This is a genomic window from Myxococcales bacterium (genome assembly GCA_016706225.1).
Lineage (GTDB): Bacteria > Myxococcota_A > Polyangia > Polyangiales > Polyangiaceae > JADJKB01.
In genome coordinates, this window is record JADJKB010000024.1 from 197483 (window position 1) to 214677 (window position 17195).

14 protein-coding genes are annotated in these 17195 nt (G+C 66.9%); 8 read left to right on the forward strand and 6 right to left on the reverse strand.

The genetic code is table 11. The features are described 5' to 3' along the window. Positions 1 to 9: 9 nt before the first annotated feature. Both IPI67_36720 and IPI67_36725 read left to right on the forward strand, forming a co-directional pair. Positions 10 to 2184, forward strand: a complete 2175-nt coding sequence (locus IPI67_36720) for a serine/threonine protein kinase (protein MBK7585719.1) — start codon at positions 10 to 12, stop codon at positions 2182 to 2184. Then, complete coding sequence (locus IPI67_36725; GenBank protein MBK7585720.1) at positions 2181 to 3224, forward strand: DUF1287 domain-containing protein; 1044 nt, start codon at positions 2181 to 2183, stop codon at positions 3222 to 3224. Before IPI67_36720 ends, IPI67_36725 begins: the two co-directional genes overlap by 4 nt. Positions 3225 to 3292: 68 nt before the next feature. Here IPI67_36725 and IPI67_36730 read toward each other — a convergent pair whose 3' ends face one another. Beyond that, on the reverse strand, positions 3293 to 3601 hold the full coding sequence (locus IPI67_36730; GenBank protein ID MBK7585721.1) for a hypothetical protein: 309 nt from the start codon (positions 3599 to 3601) through the stop codon (positions 3293 to 3295). Positions 3602 to 4105: 504 nt separating this feature from the next. On the opposite strand from IPI67_36730, the gene IPI67_36735 reads away from it, so the two are divergent. After that, positions 4106 to 4552, forward strand: a complete 447-nt coding sequence (locus IPI67_36735) for a septal ring lytic transglycosylase RlpA family protein (GenBank protein MBK7585722.1) — start codon at positions 4106 to 4108, stop codon at positions 4550 to 4552. Between the two features lie 52 nt (positions 4553 to 4604). Next, positions 4605 to 7082: an oligopeptide transporter, OPT family gene (locus tag IPI67_36740; GenBank protein ID MBK7585723.1), complete on the forward strand. Its 2478-nt coding sequence runs from the start codon at positions 4605 to 4607 to the stop codon at positions 7080 to 7082. A gap of 3 nt (positions 7083 to 7085) precedes the next feature. On the opposite strand, the gene IPI67_36745 is transcribed toward IPI67_36740, so the two are convergent. The 3 genes from IPI67_36745 to IPI67_36755 all read right to left on the reverse strand — a co-directional run bounded on the left by IPI67_36745 (position 7086) and on the right by IPI67_36755 (position 10556). After that, positions 7086 to 8069, reverse strand: coding sequence for a hypothetical protein (locus IPI67_36745; GenBank protein MBK7585724.1), 984 nt, complete (start codon positions 8067 to 8069; stop codon positions 7086 to 7088). 151 nt (positions 8070 to 8220) lie between these two features. Then, positions 8221 to 8472: a DUF465 domain-containing protein gene (locus IPI67_36750; protein ID MBK7585725.1), complete on the reverse strand. Its 252-nt coding sequence runs from the start codon at positions 8470 to 8472 to the stop codon at positions 8221 to 8223. Positions 8473 to 8507: 35 nt separating this feature from the next. Next, complete coding sequence (locus tag IPI67_36755; protein MBK7585726.1) at positions 8508 to 10556, reverse strand: elongation factor G; 2049 nt, start codon at positions 10554 to 10556, stop codon at positions 8508 to 8510. Positions 10557 to 10794: 238 nt separating this feature from the next. On the opposite strand from IPI67_36755, the gene IPI67_36760 reads away from it, so the two are divergent. Both IPI67_36760 and IPI67_36765 read left to right on the forward strand, forming a co-directional pair. Continuing rightward, on the forward strand, positions 10795 to 12819 hold the full coding sequence (locus tag IPI67_36760; GenBank protein MBK7585727.1) for a hypothetical protein: 2025 nt from the start codon (positions 10795 to 10797) through the stop codon (positions 12817 to 12819). A 100-nt stretch (positions 12820 to 12919) separates the two neighbouring features. Further along, positions 12920 to 14089 carry a hypothetical protein gene (locus IPI67_36765; GenBank protein ID MBK7585728.1) on the forward strand — a complete coding sequence of 390 codons (1170 nt, stop codon included), beginning with the start codon at positions 12920 to 12922 and terminating at the stop codon, positions 14087 to 14089. Between the two features lie 3 nt (positions 14090 to 14092). On the opposite strand, the gene IPI67_36770 is transcribed toward IPI67_36765, so the two are convergent. Beyond that, positions 14093 to 15163 carry a phosphotransferase gene (locus IPI67_36770; GenBank protein ID MBK7585729.1) on the reverse strand — a complete coding sequence of 357 codons (1071 nt, stop codon included), beginning with the start codon at positions 15161 to 15163 and terminating at the stop codon, positions 14093 to 14095. A 49-nt stretch (positions 15164 to 15212) separates the two neighbouring features. Between IPI67_36770 and IPI67_36775 the strand changes: the two genes are divergently transcribed. Both IPI67_36775 and IPI67_36780 read left to right on the forward strand, forming a co-directional pair. Beyond that, positions 15213 to 15845, forward strand: coding sequence for a class I SAM-dependent methyltransferase (locus IPI67_36775; GenBank protein ID MBK7585730.1), 633 nt, complete (start codon positions 15213 to 15215; stop codon positions 15843 to 15845). Positions 15846 to 16016: 171 nt separating this feature from the next. Continuing rightward, positions 16017 to 16562, forward strand: coding sequence for a YceI family protein (locus tag IPI67_36780; GenBank protein MBK7585731.1), 546 nt, complete (start codon positions 16017 to 16019; stop codon positions 16560 to 16562). 43 nt (positions 16563 to 16605) lie between these two features. Here the strand turns inward: IPI67_36780 and IPI67_36785 are convergent, their stop codons facing one another. Continuing rightward, entirely contained in the window at positions 16606 to 17178 is a 573-nt protein-coding gene (locus IPI67_36785; GenBank protein MBK7585732.1) for a hypothetical protein, read from the reverse strand. Between the last annotated feature and the right edge of the window lie 17 nt (positions 17179 to 17195).

Below are 17195 nucleotides of genomic sequence, written 5' to 3' on the forward strand. Positions count from 1 at the left end.
GTCGGCCTCATGGCCGGCACCCCAGGTGATCCGTTCGGGTGGGTGGGTGCGACCGCCGACGCGAAGTACGTGATCGAGGAGTGTGTTGGCGAGGGCGGTTTTGGCGTGGTCTACCGCGCGAACCACCTCGGCTTCGGCGAGAAGGTTGCGTTCAAATGCCTGCGGGTCCCCGAGGACTTTCAGGGCGAAGACAAGGACCGGTTCTTCGAGAGCTTTCTCCACGAGGGGAAGCTGCAACATCGCCTCTCGCGCATGACCGCCGGCATCGTGCAGGCACTCGACGTTGGCGCCGCCACGTCACCGAACGGCACGTGGACTCCGTATCTGGTGCTCGAGTGGCTCGATGGCCACACCCTCGAGACGGACATGGACGAGCGGCATCGGCTTGGCCTGAACGGGCGGCCGCTGAACGAAGCCCTCGCGCTGCTCGATCCAGTCGCGCGGGCGCTTGCTCTGGCTCACGAGCAGGGCGTTGCCCACCGGGATGTGAAACCGGCAAACCTGTTCCTGGCCGAGATCGGCGGGCGGCAGACGATCAAGGTGCTCGATTTCGGCATCGCCAAGGTGATCACGGACACCGCCAGCGTCAGTCGCGCGTTCGAGGTCACCGGGCGCACGCTCCAGGCTTTCACGGCCCACTACGGTGCGCCGGAGCAGTTTGCCCGCCGCTTCGGCGCGACCGGACCTTGGACCGACGTGTTCGCGCTCGCGCTGGTGCTGATCGAGCTGGTCGCAGGCAGGCGTGCCCTCGACGGGGACGACGCGGCGGAGTTGTTCGTATCTGCCGCCGACAGTGAGCACCGACCGACGCTCCGGGCGCGCGGTGTCGAGGTCAGCGACGCCGTCGAGGAGGTGATCAAGGTCGCGCTCTCGGTCGACCCGCGTCAGCGGTACCACACGATGGGGGAGTTCTGGGACGCTTTGAGCGAGGCCGCAGAGTGGGCTCCTCGCGCGCCCATGTCGTCGGTCCACGCGGTGTTGCCACTGGAAGCCTATTCCACCCAGACGCCGTCGGCTGCCGAGGTCGACGCACTCGTCTCGCAGGCACCACGATTGGAGACCCCCACGACCGTCGATCCGCCTCTCGACGGTGCAAAGCCTCCCGAGGCGTCGACTCAGTTGTCGTCGAGCAGACAGCTGCCGATCGGCAGCGCGAGCCTGCCACTCGAGGGAGCTCCGCGCGGGCGTGGCAAGCTGGTCGGCGCGGTCGCCGCGGTCAGCCTTGGCATGGGCGGGCTGATCGGCGGCGCTGCCTACCTGTTCTCCGCTCGCCAAGTCGCTCCGCTGCCAGCGCGGACGGCCGCGGTGAGCGCGCCGCCCGAGTCTGCCAGCGCGGCTCCCTCGGCACTGCCCGCAGCTTCTTCGGCCTCCGCCTCGGCAACGGTGCAGGCGCCGCGGCCTGCGCCGCTCGCCAAGGTCGTGCCCGCGGGAATGGTGCCGGGCGGTAACATCTGGGTGGAGGAGTTCCGCGCCCAGTCGTTGCCCGACGATGTCGGCCTCGGCGTGCTCGAAGCGCAGACGAAATGCGCGGACGCTGGCCTCGCGCTCTGCACGGAGCAGCAGTGGGCGCGCGTCTGCGCCGAAAACCCCGAGCTCGCGCGGGAGCCCTCGTGGACGCTGACCGCCCAGTCTCACGGCTTCGTGGTTCGAGGGGGCGGTGCGTGTACGATTCGCGCGGTCGCTGGCGGAACCAGCAGCGCGCCGGATCGCCACGGAATGTGCTGCGAACGCTCGGTCGCGATCGAGAGCAGCAACCCCAACAAGAACTTCGTCGTGGCGACCTCGAGGCAGCTCGAGAAGATCGAGGCTGCATTGAACGCGCGTCGCAGCGCGGTGTTCCTGGGGTTGGTCACCGATGGCGCCACGATCGATGGCGAGCCGCGGACGCTCACGGAAATTGGCAAGATGCTGGATGAGTCGTACCAGCAGTACCCCGATCAGTGGACAATCATCGACACCTGCAGCGTCAGCATGAAGGCCGTCATTCGCCCGTTGAGGAAGCCGAGCAAGACCAAGCGCAAACCTCGCCCTCCAGAGAGCTCGTCGTGGTCCGCCGAGTGTGAGGTGCTCCGGCACCGCGGAGGTGAGGTCAGCGTGGTCACGACGAACTACGTCGTGGCAGGCAGCGGCAGACTGCAGAGCGTCGACGACATCCGCACCAGTCGTCCCTGGGCCAAGCCGTGAACGGTCGAACGCGGGGGCTGATGCTCTTCGCGGTTTCGGTCTGCGTTGGCTGTGCGCGGGGTGGTGAACCGCCCGCCGGCAAGGCACCGGCGTTCTCGCGTCCCGCGGCGCCCGCCCGGATGAGTCAGACGGGCTCCAAGGCGGCGAACGCTCCCAGCGCTAGAACGGCGGCAATACGCTCCGCAGCTCCCGAGCCCGCGCTGGGCGTCGAGGATCGCGGTGTGTTTCCCGACCTGGACGCTCGGGTGCAGTTGCCCGCCCCGCCAGCCGGCAAGGTGCTCAGCGCCATTGTCGACGAACGCCACCAGCTGCTCGTGGTCTACGTCGATGCGTGGCCGTACAAGGTCTACCCGCTGGGCGGTGAGGCCGAGCTGACGGTTGGAAAGTTCTCTCTCGCAATGCGAGCCGGTGATCGCGCCGAGCTCGTGGGCGCCGAGCTCGGCCTGCGCCGGTTGGGTTCCTCGGAGGCGGCGCCGCCGGGGGATTTCGACGGCGACGGCATCCCTGACCCGCTCGACGTGCTGATAGGCGCCCACAAGACCGTGCTGGATGGCGCGGAGTACGACGACGGCTATTTCTCGTTGAAGTACCCGAACGGCGATCCGCCTCGCTCCCGCGGGGCCTGTGTGGACGTGATCGTGCGGGCGGTGCGCAACGCCGGCGTCGATCTACAGGCCGGCGTGATCTCCGACGAGCGCGCAGTGCCGGAGCTCTACGGAGTGAAGCACCCCGATCCGAGCATCGATCACCGGCGAGTGAAGAACGCGATCACCTACTTCAAGCGGCATTGGGTCCCGCACTCGCGAGAGCTCGCCGACGTAAACGACCCGATCCGGCCTGGGGATGTCGTCTTCCTCGATACGTTTCCCAGCCGGCCTGGTCCCGACCACGTTGGCATCGTGAGTCAAGAGAGCGGCTCGAGCGGGTACCCGCTGGTGATCAATCTCTGGACGTTCGGCTACAAGACGCAAGCGATGGACTTGCTCGAGTCAGTGCCGGTGACCCACCGCTTCCGGTTCCCAAGCCGCGCGCCGAGTTGACGCGGTCGCCGCTGCGCGCTCGCGTTGCAGACGCATGCGGGTCGCGCTGCCGGGGCGTGCGACGCGAATCAACTGCCGGTGCGCTGCATTCGCCGCTGATGCCGCCGGCCGAGGCGAGTCATCCAGGGCAGCATCTTCGAGCCGAGGGTGGGGAAGGCCCCAACCAGCTTCGAGAACATGCGCTGCCCGGACCCCGGTGCTGGGATCAAAAGCTCGAGCGGTCGGCCGGTGAGCGCCCGCTCCAAGATCACGGTGGACACCTCTTCCGCGGTCAGTGCCCGAGCGCCGCTGAAGGTGAGCGCGGCTTCGCTGCGGGGCAGCTGCACGTCGAGCATGGGTGTGGCCACGGCTCCCGGGCAGACGGTGGTGACGAACACGCCGTCGGACGATACACTTTGGCGACCTCGAAGATGACCTCGACGGTCTTCTTCTGCTTCGCGGCCGGCGGAAGATCGCCGAAGGGATCTTGGAGCCAGGCTAAAGGAGGCTTGGCCGCCCAGGCGGGCGGCGCATCTCCGCCCGCATCAGCGTCGCCTCCACCCTCGGCGGCACCCACATCCCCGGCGACCGGCGCCACGCGGAGCTCCGATGCGGGCGGCGGGGAAATCCCGATCGACGGCTCGGGTGACTCTGCTCTGGCAGCGGGCTCGGGAGCCCGAGCGGTTGCAGCGCATGCCGTACACATGACTGACAGCCAGGTCCAACGTCTGGAGACAGCAGAGCTCATGCGGTGTGAGCAACGGATAGCACGTCGGTGTTCAAAGGAGCTCCTGTTGGGAGGTGGCTTCGCGGCTCTTGCGCCCCGCGCGAGCGTGGAGCTTGGCTAAAACTCACGGTTCGACTTGGTGCACCGAGACTCCTGCCGTAGGACGCGAGGACGCATGCGACGCATCCTGCTTCTCTCCACGCTCTCGCTCCTCGCCTGTGCGCACGAGCCGCGGCCCGTCAACGCGCCGGTGCCCGAGCGGCGCGCAGAGCCGAACGCGCAGGCCCCGCAGCCGGGCGATCCCGGCCTGCCGCCGCCCGTCGCAGCCTTCGATGGGCAGGCCACCTATTATTCGGACGCACTCGCCGGGCGTAAGACCGCGAGCGGCGAGCGCTACGATCCCAATGCCCTCACCGCAGCGCACCGCAAGCTGGCCTTCGGCACCATGGTCCGCGTGACCCGGCTCGATACCGGGCGGAGTGTGGTCGTGCGCATCACCGACCGTGGGCCCTTCGGCAACGAAAAGCGGATCATCGACGTGTCGAAGGCCGCGGCTCGGGAGCTCGACATGTTGCGGGCCGGGGTCGTGGCGGTGCGGGTCGAAGTGCTCGCGTCTCCCTGAAACTCGTCTCCACCGTAGCCACGCCGGCCGGGCCCCGCTAAGTTTCGGCGCCATGAGCGAGGGTGGACACGAGCCGCACGAACCGTACATTCCGGCGAAGGCCAAGCTCCCGGAGCTGACCCCGCTGCCGCTCATCGTCGGCACGCTGCTCGGCATGGTGTTCGGCGCTTCCTCCCTCTACCTGGTGTTGAAGGTCGGGCTCACCGTAAGCGCTTCGATCCCGGTCGCCGTGATCTCGATCACCTTGTTCCGCCTGCTCTCGAAGTTCGGGGTGCGGAACGCCACCATCCTCGAGAACAACGTGGTGCAGACCGCGGGCTCGGCCGGCGAGTCCATCGCGTTCGGCGTCGGTGTGACCATGCCGGCAATCATGATCCTCGGGTTCGATCTCGAGGTGACGCGGGTCACGCTGGTCGCGGTGCTGGGCGGCTTGCTCGGGATCTTGATGATGATCCCACTGCGGCGCGCGCTGATCGTGGAGCAGCACGGCTCCCTCAAGTACCCGGAGGGCACGGCCTGCGCCGAGGTGCTCAAGGCAGGCGCGAGCGACGAGTCCCGTGCGGCGGCGCACTCCGAAGGCGCGCCCGCAGATCCGGTGGAGACGGGCGGCGGCAAGACCATCTTCGCCGGGTTCGGCATCGGGCTCGCTTACAAGGCCGCGATGGTGGCGTTCCGTGCGTGGAAAGACGTGCCGGAGAAGGTCTTCACCTCGACGCTCAAGGCCGGCAGTGTGTCGGCGGAGATCTCCCCGGAGCTCTTGGGTGTCGGCTACATCATTGGCCCGCGCATCTCGGCCATCATGTGCGCTGGCGGCGTGCTCGCTTACCTGGTGCTGATCCCGGCGATCAAGTTCTTCGGTGAGGGCATGACGTCTGCGCTGCCGCCCGGAACGATCCCGATCCGAGACATGAGCCCGCACCAGATCCGCGGCGCCTACGTGCTCTACATCGGCGCGGGCGCCGTGGCCGCGGGCGGAATCGTCAGCCTGCTGCGCTCGATTCCGACGATCTGGCAGGGCATCAAGGGTGGACTGAGTGACCTGCGCGGCTCGAAGCAGGCCGTCGGTGAGCGACTGCGGACCGATCAGGATCTTCCGATGAAGACCGTGCTGATCGGCGTCGTTGTGCTGGTCACCGCCATCACCCTGGCGCCGTCGCTCCAGATGAACGTGCTCGGTGCGGTGTTGATCGTCGTGCTGGGCTTTCTGTTCGTGACGGTCAGCTCGCGGCTGACGGGTGAGATCGGCTCTTCTTCCAACCCCATCTCCGGCATGACGGTGGCAACACTGCTGCTCACGTGCGGTGTGTTCCTGCTGCTCGGTTGGACTGCGCCTCCCTACTACGTGACCGCCCTCAGCGTCGGCGCCATCGTCTGTATTGCTGCGTCCAACGGCGGCACGACGTCGCAAGATCTCAAGACCGGATTTCTGGTGGGTTCGACGCCGAAGTATCAGCAGTACGCCATCCTCGTCGGCGCGTTGGCCTCGGCGCTGGCGCTCGGGCCGATCTTGCTGCGGTTGAACGACGCCGCCACCGTCTATGTGCCTCAGGCGACCTTCGAGAAGGTCACACCCGTCGTCGTTGCGGACGAGGTGCTCGCGGCACTGCCGGTGTGGGGCGGAGAGGCGCCGGAGACGGGCAAGAGCTTCCGCAAATTGCAGCAGCAGGAGGAGGGCGGCGCCGCGGTAGGGCCGCGTGTGCCGGGGCTCGCCGCGGGCAGCTACGTGGTCGACGCGGCGTCGAAGCAAGTGACGTACAAGGTCGAGGAGACCTTTCCGGCCGGGCTCAGCACCGATCCCAGCGCTCTAGATCGTCGCGAGCAGCTCAGCGGGCCGCAGGCCAAATCGGACTCCGCAAACTATCGCATCTGGCAGAAGACGAGCGCGGAGGGCGGTCCTTCGGGGAAGTACCTCGTGAACGACGCGGGTCGCGCGGTCTACCTGGTCGATCCGGGCATCAACGGCACTCACAACGTGCGGCCCGACGGCAGCAAGGTGACCAAGTTCGACGCGCCCAAGGCGACGCTGATGTCGTACATCATCAAAGGGATCCTGAACCGCGAGCTGCCCTGGGGCCTGGTGCTCATCGGCGTCATGATCTCGCTGGCGCTGGAGCTCTCCGGCATTCCGTCACTGGCATTCGCGGTGGGCGTGTACCTGCCCATCTCCTCGTCGACACCAATCCTCGCGGGAGGGCTGGTGCGCTACCTGGCAGATCGCCAGATCCAGAAGCGTTTTGCCGGAAAGAACCTGACGGAGGAGCAGCTGACGGCCGAGACGGACAAGAGTCCTGGCGTGCTCCTGTCCAGCGGTTACATCGCCGGTGGTGCGATCGCGGGCATCGTGATCGCGTTCGTTGCCGGTGTCATGGGCGACGTACAGACGCGCATCGACGAGTGGGCGAAGCACAACAACCCGCTGTTCGAAGGCCCCTACGCGGACGTGCTGAGCATGATCCCGTTCTTGGGAGTGGCGGCGCTTCTCTACTTCATCGCCGTGAGAACATCGAAGCCCGCGGCCGAGCGCGTCTGAAGTTCAGGGCCCGATGATCTTGGCGTTCGCGCCGAGGGCCGACTTCTTGCCCGTGACCTTGGTGCCCTGGAAGGTGATCTGCGCGCTGCCCATGGCCTGAGCGGCCGTGTTCTTGGCGGTGACGCTGCCGCCCTTCATCGTGATCTTTGCGTTGGACATCGCCGAAATGCCGTCCGGCGCGGTGATGTTCACGTTCGACAGCTCGAGCTTGCAGTTGCCGATGGCGCTGATGGCTTCGCCGCTGGCAATCGTCGCGGTCACGCCCTCGAGCTTGACGTTGTCGTTGCCCGAACACGAGAACTTGCTCTTGCCATCCCAGGTTGCGGCCTTGCCGGCACCGGTGGGTGCATTGCCCCCGGTGGCCGTACGGAAGATGTAGAAGGCGAGCCCGAGCAGACCGACGATGACGATGCCAACGATGACGCAACCGATGCCGTACCAGATGATCTCGGTCTTGACCTTGTCCTTGACCTGATTCTTCAGGCCGTCGGTGTCGATGCCACCGTCGGTGCTGGCCTTGATCTTGAACCCGCCGACGTTGATCTTGGCCGCGTACTCGTAGTTGCGTGGATCCAGCTTCTCTTGGGCGCGCTGGGCGAAGGCGTTCTGCATCGCCGTCATCGGATCCGGAGGCATTGGTGCGCCCATGCCCGGCCCGGCGGCATACGGGTTCTGGACGTTCACGCTGAGCTGCAGATCAGCGATCTGCACGCCGGGTAGCTGCGCCGAGGCCGCGGCGATGATGTCGTTGACGAAGTACGGAAGGCTGCCCGCGATGGTCGGGATCGCGACCTGGTTCGACGCGAGTTTCTGCCCGATCACCGAGGTGATGGCCGCGAGCAGCGCCGCCTGGACCTGCGGCAGGTAGGCGTTCGGGTCACCGGGGGCGGCGAAGCTGAACGTTCCTTGAGCGGTCCCTCCGACGGACTGCCCCGAGGTCGGATCGTTGAACGGACCAATGTTGCCACCAAGCTGTGCCGGATGCATCGCGCGCCTCCCTGAAGGGGCGCGACATTACACGAATCGGTCGAAACGAAAGCGCTCAATTCTGGGTTGCTGGGGGCCAGCAGGAATTCTGGGCTCTCCCGCCGCCCGCCGGCCGGCGCCGTCGCCGGCACCCCCCGCCAGGGTGCGGGCTTCAGAGCTTGCCGGCGTGAGCCCGGAGGAGCGCGTAGATCTCGTCCTTGATCGACAAACGCTTCTTCTTCAACTCCTCGAACGCGAAGTCCGACATCGGGACGTCGGCTTCCTCAGCCTTCACGACCTCCGAATTGCAGCGCGAGTATTCTTCGAACAGCTGTCGAAACTTCGCGTCACGCTCGCGGAGCTCGGTGATCAGTTGTACGTGATCGGGAAACTCGTGTGCCAGGTCGTGCGGTTCTACGTACATGTTTCTCTCCTCTTGGGGGGCGCCGTGGGTGAACGTCAGTGGCCCTCGGCGCGGCGCTTCTTGTACTCGTCGGCGAGTCGTTGTTGAATCGTGTCGGGCACCTGTTCGTAGTGGCTGAGTGCAACCGCGTAGCTGCCATCACCCCCCGTCATGGACTTGAGGCGACCCTCGAAGTCGGCCATTTCGGCCATGGGCACGATGGCGGTCAACTCCACGCGACCGAGCGGCAGCGACTGGTTGCCGGTGATGCGGCCGCGGCGGTGCGAAAAATCGCCGCTCAGGTCCCCGACCAGCGCGGCCTGCGCGCGGACCTGGACCTCGAGCAGCGGCTCGAGCACCACGGGCGCTGCCTGCATGACACACTCCAGCATCGCGTAGCGCCCCGCAGTGATGAACGCGACCTCCTTCGAGTCCACCGCGTGGGTCTTGCCGTCGAACAGCGCGACGCGCACGTCGGAAATGGGGAACCCGGCCACCGCGCCCTCGGCCATGGCCTGGCGCACGCCCTTCTCCACCGCGGGGATGAACTGGCCCGGGATCACTCCGCCCTTGATCTCGTCGACGAACTCGAAGCCCGCGCCGCGCTCCAGGGGTTCGACCCGGATCGCGACCTCGCCGAATTGCCCGGCGCCGCCCGTCTGTTTTCTGTGGCGGTAGCGCGACTCGGACCGCCCGGCAATGGTCTCACGGTACGGAATTGCGGGCAGGCGTGTGCTGACTTGCACGTTGTAACGAGTGCGAAGCTGTTCCACGACGGTGCGCAGATGCAGCTCCCCGAGGCCTCGGATGATGGTCTCATTGGACTCGGCGTTGTGCTCGACCGAAAGTGACGGGTCCTCGTCGAGCAAACGATGCAGCGCGTCCGAGAGCTTCTGCTCGTCGCCGTGCCGCTCTGGCAACAGCGCGAGCCCGAACACCGGTTGTGGGAACGGTGGAGGTACCAGGTGGAACTCGTCCTCGTCGTGGGAGTCGTGAAGCACGGCGTCCCGGTGGATGGTGTCGACACGCGCGACGGCACAGATGTCACCCGGGATGGCGCGCTCGATCTCGAGCTGCTCTTTGCCCTGCAGGCGCAAGAGGTGAGACACCTTGAATGGTTTGCGCGAATCGCCGATGTAGAGCTGGCTATTTTGCTCCACCGTCCCCTGGTAGACGCGGAAAATCGAGAGCTTGCCGCGGAACGGGTCGTTGATGATCTCGAACACGTGAGCCACCACGTGTCGCTCCGGGTCGGCCACCACTTCCACGCGAGTCGCGCTCGCGCCCTCGCCCTTCATGAACTTCGGCGGGTTGCCCTCGGTCGGGTCCGGCATCAGACGCGCGAGCACGTCGAGCAGCTCGCGGGTACCGGCGCCGCTCTCGGCCGACACGAAACAGACCGGGATCAGCGCTCCTTGTCGCAGCGCGGCTTCGAAGGCGTCGTGCAGCTGCTCGGGCGCGAGCTCCTCGCCCTGGCCGAGGTACAGCTCCATCAGCGCGTCGTCGAGCGCAACGACCTGATCGACGATGGCCTCGTGCGCCACTGCCACGCTGGAGAAGGCCGTCTTCTTGTCGGTGTCCGGCGCGAAAAAGCAGTCAATGACACTGTGGCCGTCTGCGGACGGGAGGTTCAGTGGCAGGCACACCTTGCCGAACGTTTCGACGAGCTCCCCCATTAGCGCTTCGAAGTTTCCGGCCGCGTCCATCTTGTTGACGATCAACATCCGGCACAGCCCCTCGGATGCCCGCATCGCCCTGCGCGTGACCGCACCAACCCCCGCTTCCGCATTGATCACGATCGCCGCGGTCTCCACGGCTTCGAGGGCTTCGAACGCTCGGCCCAAGAAGTCCGGGGTGCCGGGGGTGTCGAGCAGGTTCACGAAGTGGTCGGCCCACTCGAGGTGAGCGATGCTCACGTTCAGTGAATGGCCCAGCGACTTCTCCAGCGGGTCGAAGTCACTGACGGTGTCACCGCGGGCGATCGTGCCCATCGATTTGATGACCTTGGCCTCGAGCAACAGGCGCTCGAGCAGGGTGGTCTTGCCGCAGCCGGCCTGTCCCAAGAGGGCGATGTTCCGGAGGGCGTGAGGGGAAGATGGTTTCATCGGGTCGTGGCTCCTCTTGGGCGAGACGACCCCTGAAAGCACATCTCGTGCACAACTTCGTTCCGACCGGGGACAGGCGAAATTCCCGCGTTCTTGCGGGGTCAGGAGTGGGTCGCAGCGGGAAATTCGCGAAGGGTTTGCGCGCTTCGGCCCGCGGCCCGCAGTGAGGTCGCAGGACGTGCGGCTTCGAGGCGCGCTGGCTATCAGGCAGCTCGGAATGATCGTATAGGCGCGCGTCATGTCGAGGTCGCTTCTTCCCGCATTTTTGCTGATTTTCTCCGGCGTCGCCTGCGCCCCGCGGGACACCCCGCCGCCGCCCGCGCCGCTTCCGCTGCCGGTGGCCGCGACACCACCCGCGCCGCCCGCGCTGCACACTTTCGATGCGCTCGAGCGAGGCACCTTCAACCAGCTCGCGGTGCGCATGAACCTCCCGGTCTACTGGGCCGCCGACACCAACGGCAACCGCAGCGTCGACCCGGACGAGGTGCGTTCTCTCCTGTTCTACCCGAGCTCATCGGAGTGGGTGCGAGGCGGGAAGCTGAGCTCGGAGCTCGATCTTGCGTACTCTGGCATGCTTGCGTCACTGCACGCGCCACCCTCCGACGTGGGCCCCGAAGAGGCGGCGCGCCGGGCGCTCGTGCTCGAGGAGCTGGACCAGGGACGCCCGACCCTGGTCTACACCGATCTGCGAGGTTTTACTCCGGGTGATCGCGCAGCGGTCAAGTCGATCCTCGCTGCCTCGTTGGAGGTGGAGCGGCTGTTCGCGCAGCAGGTCGGCATGAACACCCTCCGCGACAAGGTTCCGGCCGATCAAGCAGCGAGCAAGAGCCTCTTTCGGCGCAACTGGGGGCCTCGCTGCGAGGCGCCGAAGACCGAGAAGAACCCCGCTTGCTCCGCCATCCCCGGCGCGCCGAAGCGTAAGGTCGACGTCTATCCTGCCAGCTTGCAGGACGACCCGAAGTTCTGCGAAGCGCTCGAGAAGCGCAAGGACGCCAAGACCCTGCTCTCTCCGTTCGTGGTCGTGCGGGAACAAGCGGGTCAGCTCGCGCCGGTCAAGTACTCCGACGCGTATGCGCAAGGTATGCAGATGGCCGCCGGCCACCTGGACGCAGCAGCAGCAGCCCTCGGACCGGATGAGCGCGCCTTCGCAGACTATCTCCGGGCTGCAGCCCAGGCGTTTCGCACCAACGACTGGGAGGCCGCCGACGAGGCCTGGTCGAGGATGAGCGCCCAGAGCTCGAAGTTCTATCTGCGCATTGGCCCCGACGAGGTCTACTGGGAGCCCTGCAGCCAGAAGGCCGGGTTTCACGTCAGCTTCGCCCGCATCAACAAGGACTCGCTCGCGTGGCAGACCAAGTTGATCCCGCACCAGCAAGAGATGGAGGCGGCCCTCGCCAAGCTGGTGACCTGGCCGTATCGCGAGCGAAAAGTCAGCTTCAAGTTGCCGGACTTCATCGACATCATCTTCAACGCGGGCGACAGCCGTCAGGCGTTCGGGGCGACCATCGGGCAGTCACTGCCGAACTGGGGCAAGGTCGCGAACGAGAGCCGCGGGCGCACCGTGGCGATGAGCAACCTCTACACCGACGCCGACTCGCTCCGGCAGCGACGTGCACAGGCCGAGTCGCTGATCGACAAAGACGCTGCGGCGCTGCTGCGAGACGACGCGACGCCGGGTCTCTTGGGGACCATCTTGCATGAGGCAACCCACAATCTGGGCCCGTCGCACGAGTACAAGTTCCAGAAGAAGACCGATAGCGCGGCCTTTGGTGGTGGGCTCGCGTCGATGCTCGAGGAGCTGAAGGCTCAGACCGGCGCGCTGTATTTCCTCGATCTCCTGGTCAAGAAGGGTGTCATCACCGAGGAGCTGCGACGGCAGTCCTACCTGGACAGCGTCGTGTGGGCGTTCGGCCACGTCGCTCAGGGCATGCGCAACGAGGACGGCACCAGGAAACCTTACAGTCAGCTGGCTGCGATCCAGCTTGGTGCGCTGATCGAAGACGGCGCGGTGGAGTGGGACTCGTCGGCGACCGCTGCCAACGGCAAGGACGGCGGGGCATTCAAGCTGCACTTCGACAAGTTCCCGGCGGCGTGTGAGAAGCTGATGCGACAAGTGGCTCAGATCAAGGCTCGGAACGACAAGGCGGGCGCGGAGGCCCTGGCCAAGCGCCACGTCGACGGCGCGTCGGTCCCGCAGTCCGCCATCGCCGAGCGCGTGCTGCGCTTTCCCAAGAACAGCTTCGTGTACTCCGTAGATCTTTGAGGCCTGGCTAAGTCCGAGACATCGCGCGCGAACTCCGCGCACTCCCCCGTGCTCTCGACCGGTCTTGACGCAGGGCGGCGGCACGGACATGGCCGAAGGGATGCGCTTCCTCCACTCGGGTGCCGACGCGCGTGAGCGCGCGGAACGCGAGGCGTTCTTTGCGCGCGCGGACTCGGTCATCGCCGAAATGCGAGCTGCCTGTGCGGGCGGCGACAGCAGCGCGGGTGGACGCGCTGTCGCCGAGCTCGCCGCGAGCTTGCACCCAGACTTGCACGCCGTGACCCTCACCGATCGTCCGCAAGGCCCGCTGCTGGTCATGACCCCGCGCGGCGAGCGCGGCTTGCGACCGCTGGCTGCCGCAGTCGTGGCGCGTGCCAACGAAGGTGAGGGGATCCGATTTGCCAGCCATCGGCCGGCGGAGAGCTTCGGGCAGATGCGGGAGGTGGTCCGAAGACACGGCTACGAGCTCGACAACGCACAGGCCCGCGCAGGGTTTTCCCGTGGGCATCTGCTCGAGGTCGTGGTCTACGGCGCGGGTTTCGGTGGCACGAAGGACGATGCGGCGTCGTTTGCCGCGGAGCGCGCGCTCGAGCTCTTGTTGGGGGAGCGGGTGCTCGACGACTGGATCGGGCGGGTCGACGTCGAACCCTTGCCGCGCGGCGGGCTGCTCAAGGTGTTGCAGCGTGACGGCGGACCGTCCTTCTCCCTGGCCGAGCTTCCGCTGGCAGTCGCGGCAGCGGTCGAGGGCCTCAGTGGCGAGCTGCCGGATCTGACCAAACTCTGCGCGTCCCGTGACGGATGGGTGCTGTTCGAGGCCGAGCCGGAGGCAGCCGCCGACTACCGGGCACAGGATGACATTGCCCTCGCCGGCAGCGCTCTGCCCGAGATGGCCCGCTGTTTCCTGGAGGGTGCGCCGTTTTCCTCGCTGCGTTTCGTGCGGGGTGGCCTCTCGATTGCCTACCTGAAGATCGACACCCACGGAACGCCGTTCGAGCAACGCGTGAACGAACGGGTCCGGCTCGAAGACGAATTGGCACAGCAGCTCTCGACGCAAAAGCTCGGCGCGGTGGTCGGCAACGGGCTGGGCCTGCGCTACGTGTACATCGATCTCGCTCTCGCGCCCGGCACTCCGGCGTTGCATGCCGTGTGTGACGTTGCACAGCGAGCCGGTGTCAGTCGACGGAGCTGGATCGAATTCTGCGACTCGGACTTGTCGAACGAGTGGCTGGGCGTGTGGCCCGACTCTCCGCCGCCCCCGGGCACGCGATGAACGTCACAAGAGCCGGTGCAAGAGCGAGCTCAGACGCTCGAGCTCGGGGACTCCGGTGAGTCGATCGAGCGAGCCGAACACTTTTTCGATGGTTGGATCGACGAAGCCGAGGAAGCTGGGGTTGCCGCGCACACGATCGATGAAGACGAAGCGCCCCGCATCCTTCAGCTTGCGCTGAACCGTGACCGTGTCGAACTCACGACCCACGGCGGCTCTCCCCGCCGCGTCGAGGGCGAGATGAGCCGCGTACTCATCGAGGCGCGCGTCGACGAAGGCGCGATCGAAGGTCTGGTAGCTGTCGTTCAGCAACGCCACCAGGTCGTACACCCGAGGCCCGAGCAGCGCGTCCTGGAAGTCGATCCAGTAGAGCTGAGGCGGCCGGTCGTCGACCTCGCGAACCATGAGGTTGCGACTCTGATAGTCCCGGTGCACAAAACCCCGCGACCAGCCGGCGATGGTCTTGGCCAGGAACTGCGCTGCCTCGGAGAACACGGCGCGGTCCTCGTCGGAGAGGGAGATGCCTCGCGCTTCCAGCGCCCACTCCCGAAAGTGGTCGACCTCCCAGGTGAGGAGGTCCTCGTCGAACGCTCGGGACGCCACCACCGAGCCTTCGGGCAGAGGGCTCAAGCGTTGCTGTGCCCTGGCCAGATCGAGCACCGCCGATTGATACAGGCCCGTGCGGGCCTCGGGGTTCCGTTCCAGGTAACGCGCCAAGGTGTCGTCGCCGAGGTCCTCGACCAGGATGAAACCCGCGTCGCAAGCTTCACCCAGCACCGCCGGGACGCGGACGCCTCGGTCTGCCAGCAGATCTCTGATCTCCAAGAACGGCCAACGACGCTCGCCGACGTCGTCCTTCGCAACCTCGTCGGAGCGGCGCGCGTCCGGCACGTACATGGCCACAGCGCTCGGTCCTGACCCGACGTCGACACGAAAAAAACGCCGCGTCGAAGCGCCGCCTTCCATCGGGTTGATGCGGGTGGGTTCGGACTGCCCGAAGTGTTCCCTGGCAAGATGCTCGAGGACCTCGAGTGAAGGAGCCGGGTCGCGGGTGGCCGTCGGGGGCAGCGTGGGCATGGGCGGCACTGGTGTAGCAAAAGTCGCGCGTGCGGTACACGCTAGCGCGATGGCGCTCACGCGACTCGGCTCGGGCTGGGACCCAAAAATCGAGCGATGTCTCGCGGGCCTCGGGCAAGAGCGTGCGCCCGAGAGCGTCCGTGCGCTCGCCGCGCTCCTCGATCGAGTCGTCGAGTGGAACGACAAAGTCGATTTGACCGCCGCGCGCGAGCCTGACGCGCTGGTCGATCTGTTCGTGGCAGACGCGGCGGTCGTAGCGGCCGAACACCCGGAGCCCGATCAACGCTGGGTCGATGTGGGCAGCGGCGCCGGCGCTCCGGGCATCCCACTCGCGGTGCTCTCTGCTTCCGCCTCGTTCACTCTGGTCGAACCGAAGGCCAAACGCGTGGCCTTCCTGCGAACGGCAGTCGGCGCGCTTGGGCTCGAGCGCGTCCGCGTCGAGCGCGCGCGCTCGGATGCACTCAGCGCTGCGAGCTTCGACGTTGCCATCTCACGAGCGACGCTCGAGCCGGCCGAGTGGCTGGAGGAAGCAACCCGTATTGCGACCGCTGCGGCGTGGTTGCTCCTGGCTCGCTCCGAGCCGCCGAGCGTGCAGGGTTGGCGCATCGATCGCGACCGGGCGTACGAGCTACCGCTCACGCGGGTGCCACGTCGCGCAGTGCGTTATGTGCGATCAGCATGAACCCACACGCCGTCACTCGGGCCCCTGAGTTGGTGTCTTTTTTCGCCGCCTCGGGGAGGAGTGAGGCAGAAGTTGGGTACCACCTGAGTAACTCCGACGAGCCGCCCCACGTGCTGCAGGTTGAATGGGCAGAGCGGGCGGGGCGTCCATCCGTGCCGGAGCTCAGCCTCGATGAAGAAGATCCTGCGAACTTTCCTGGCCGCCTCGGCGGCGCTCACCGTCTCGGTGGCCGCGTCTGCCGCCTTCGAGGACGCCGGCGACACCGAGGTGCGCTTTCTGGCCAACGGCCCCGCGGGCCTGAAAATCAACGGTGAAGCGTCGGATCTGAAGGCCAAGGAACAGGACGGAAAGCTGACCATCACGGTCCCGGTCGACGACCTGAAGACCGGCATTGGCCTGCGTGACAAACATCTGAAGAAGTACCTCGAGGGCTCCCAGTTCCCGAAGGCGACGCTCGAGATCGAGCGCAGCAAGCTCAAGCTTCCGGAGAACGATCAGACTGCGAAGTCCTCGGCAACCGGGAGCTTCACGCTGCACGGTGTGAAGAAGCCACTCAAGTTTCACTACAAGGCGCTTCGCACCGGTAGCGACTATCACGTGCAAGCGCTGGCCACGGTCGACATCCGAGATCACGACATCGAGGTGCCGTGCTACCTCGGCGTGTGCGTGGAGCCGAAGGTAAAGCTCAAGCTCAAGTTCAAGCTTCGCGACAAGTGAACGTTGCCCTCGCCGAAGCGCGAGGGGCTCTGGCGGGTGCGCCTCAGTCGGTGCCGGAGTCGCTGACGCTGCCCGCTGCACCGCCCGTGCCGCCGGTCGCGCCACCCGTGCCGCCGGTCGCGCCACCCGTGCCGCCGGTCGCGCCGCCCGTGCCGCCGGTCGCGCCGCCCGTGCCGCCGGTCGCGCCGCCTGTGCCGCCGGTCGCGCCGCCTGTGCCGCCGGTCGCACCACCTGTGCCGCCGGTCGCGCCGCCCGTGCCGCCGGTCGCACCACCCGTGCCGCCGGTAGAGCCACCCGTGCCACCGGTCGCGCCCCCTGTGCCGCCGGTCGCCCCGCCGCCATCGCTGCCCGCGACACCACCGGTCGCGCCGCCGCCATCGCTGCCTGCAACACCGCCGGTTCCGCCGGTCGCGCCGCCGGTTCCGCCGGTCGCGCCGCCGCTGCCTGCGCTACCGCCGGCCGAGCCGCCAGCTCCGCCAGTGCTCGCGCCTCCGCCGCCCGCGGCACCTCCCGTCGAACCTTCGATCTTGCTGCGATCGACATCGGTGATGAGAGCGCAACCAATCAGCGCCAAGGCCACGCCCCCGGAGACCACATAACGACCCAAACCAGCCATGGGCCGGGTTCTACCAC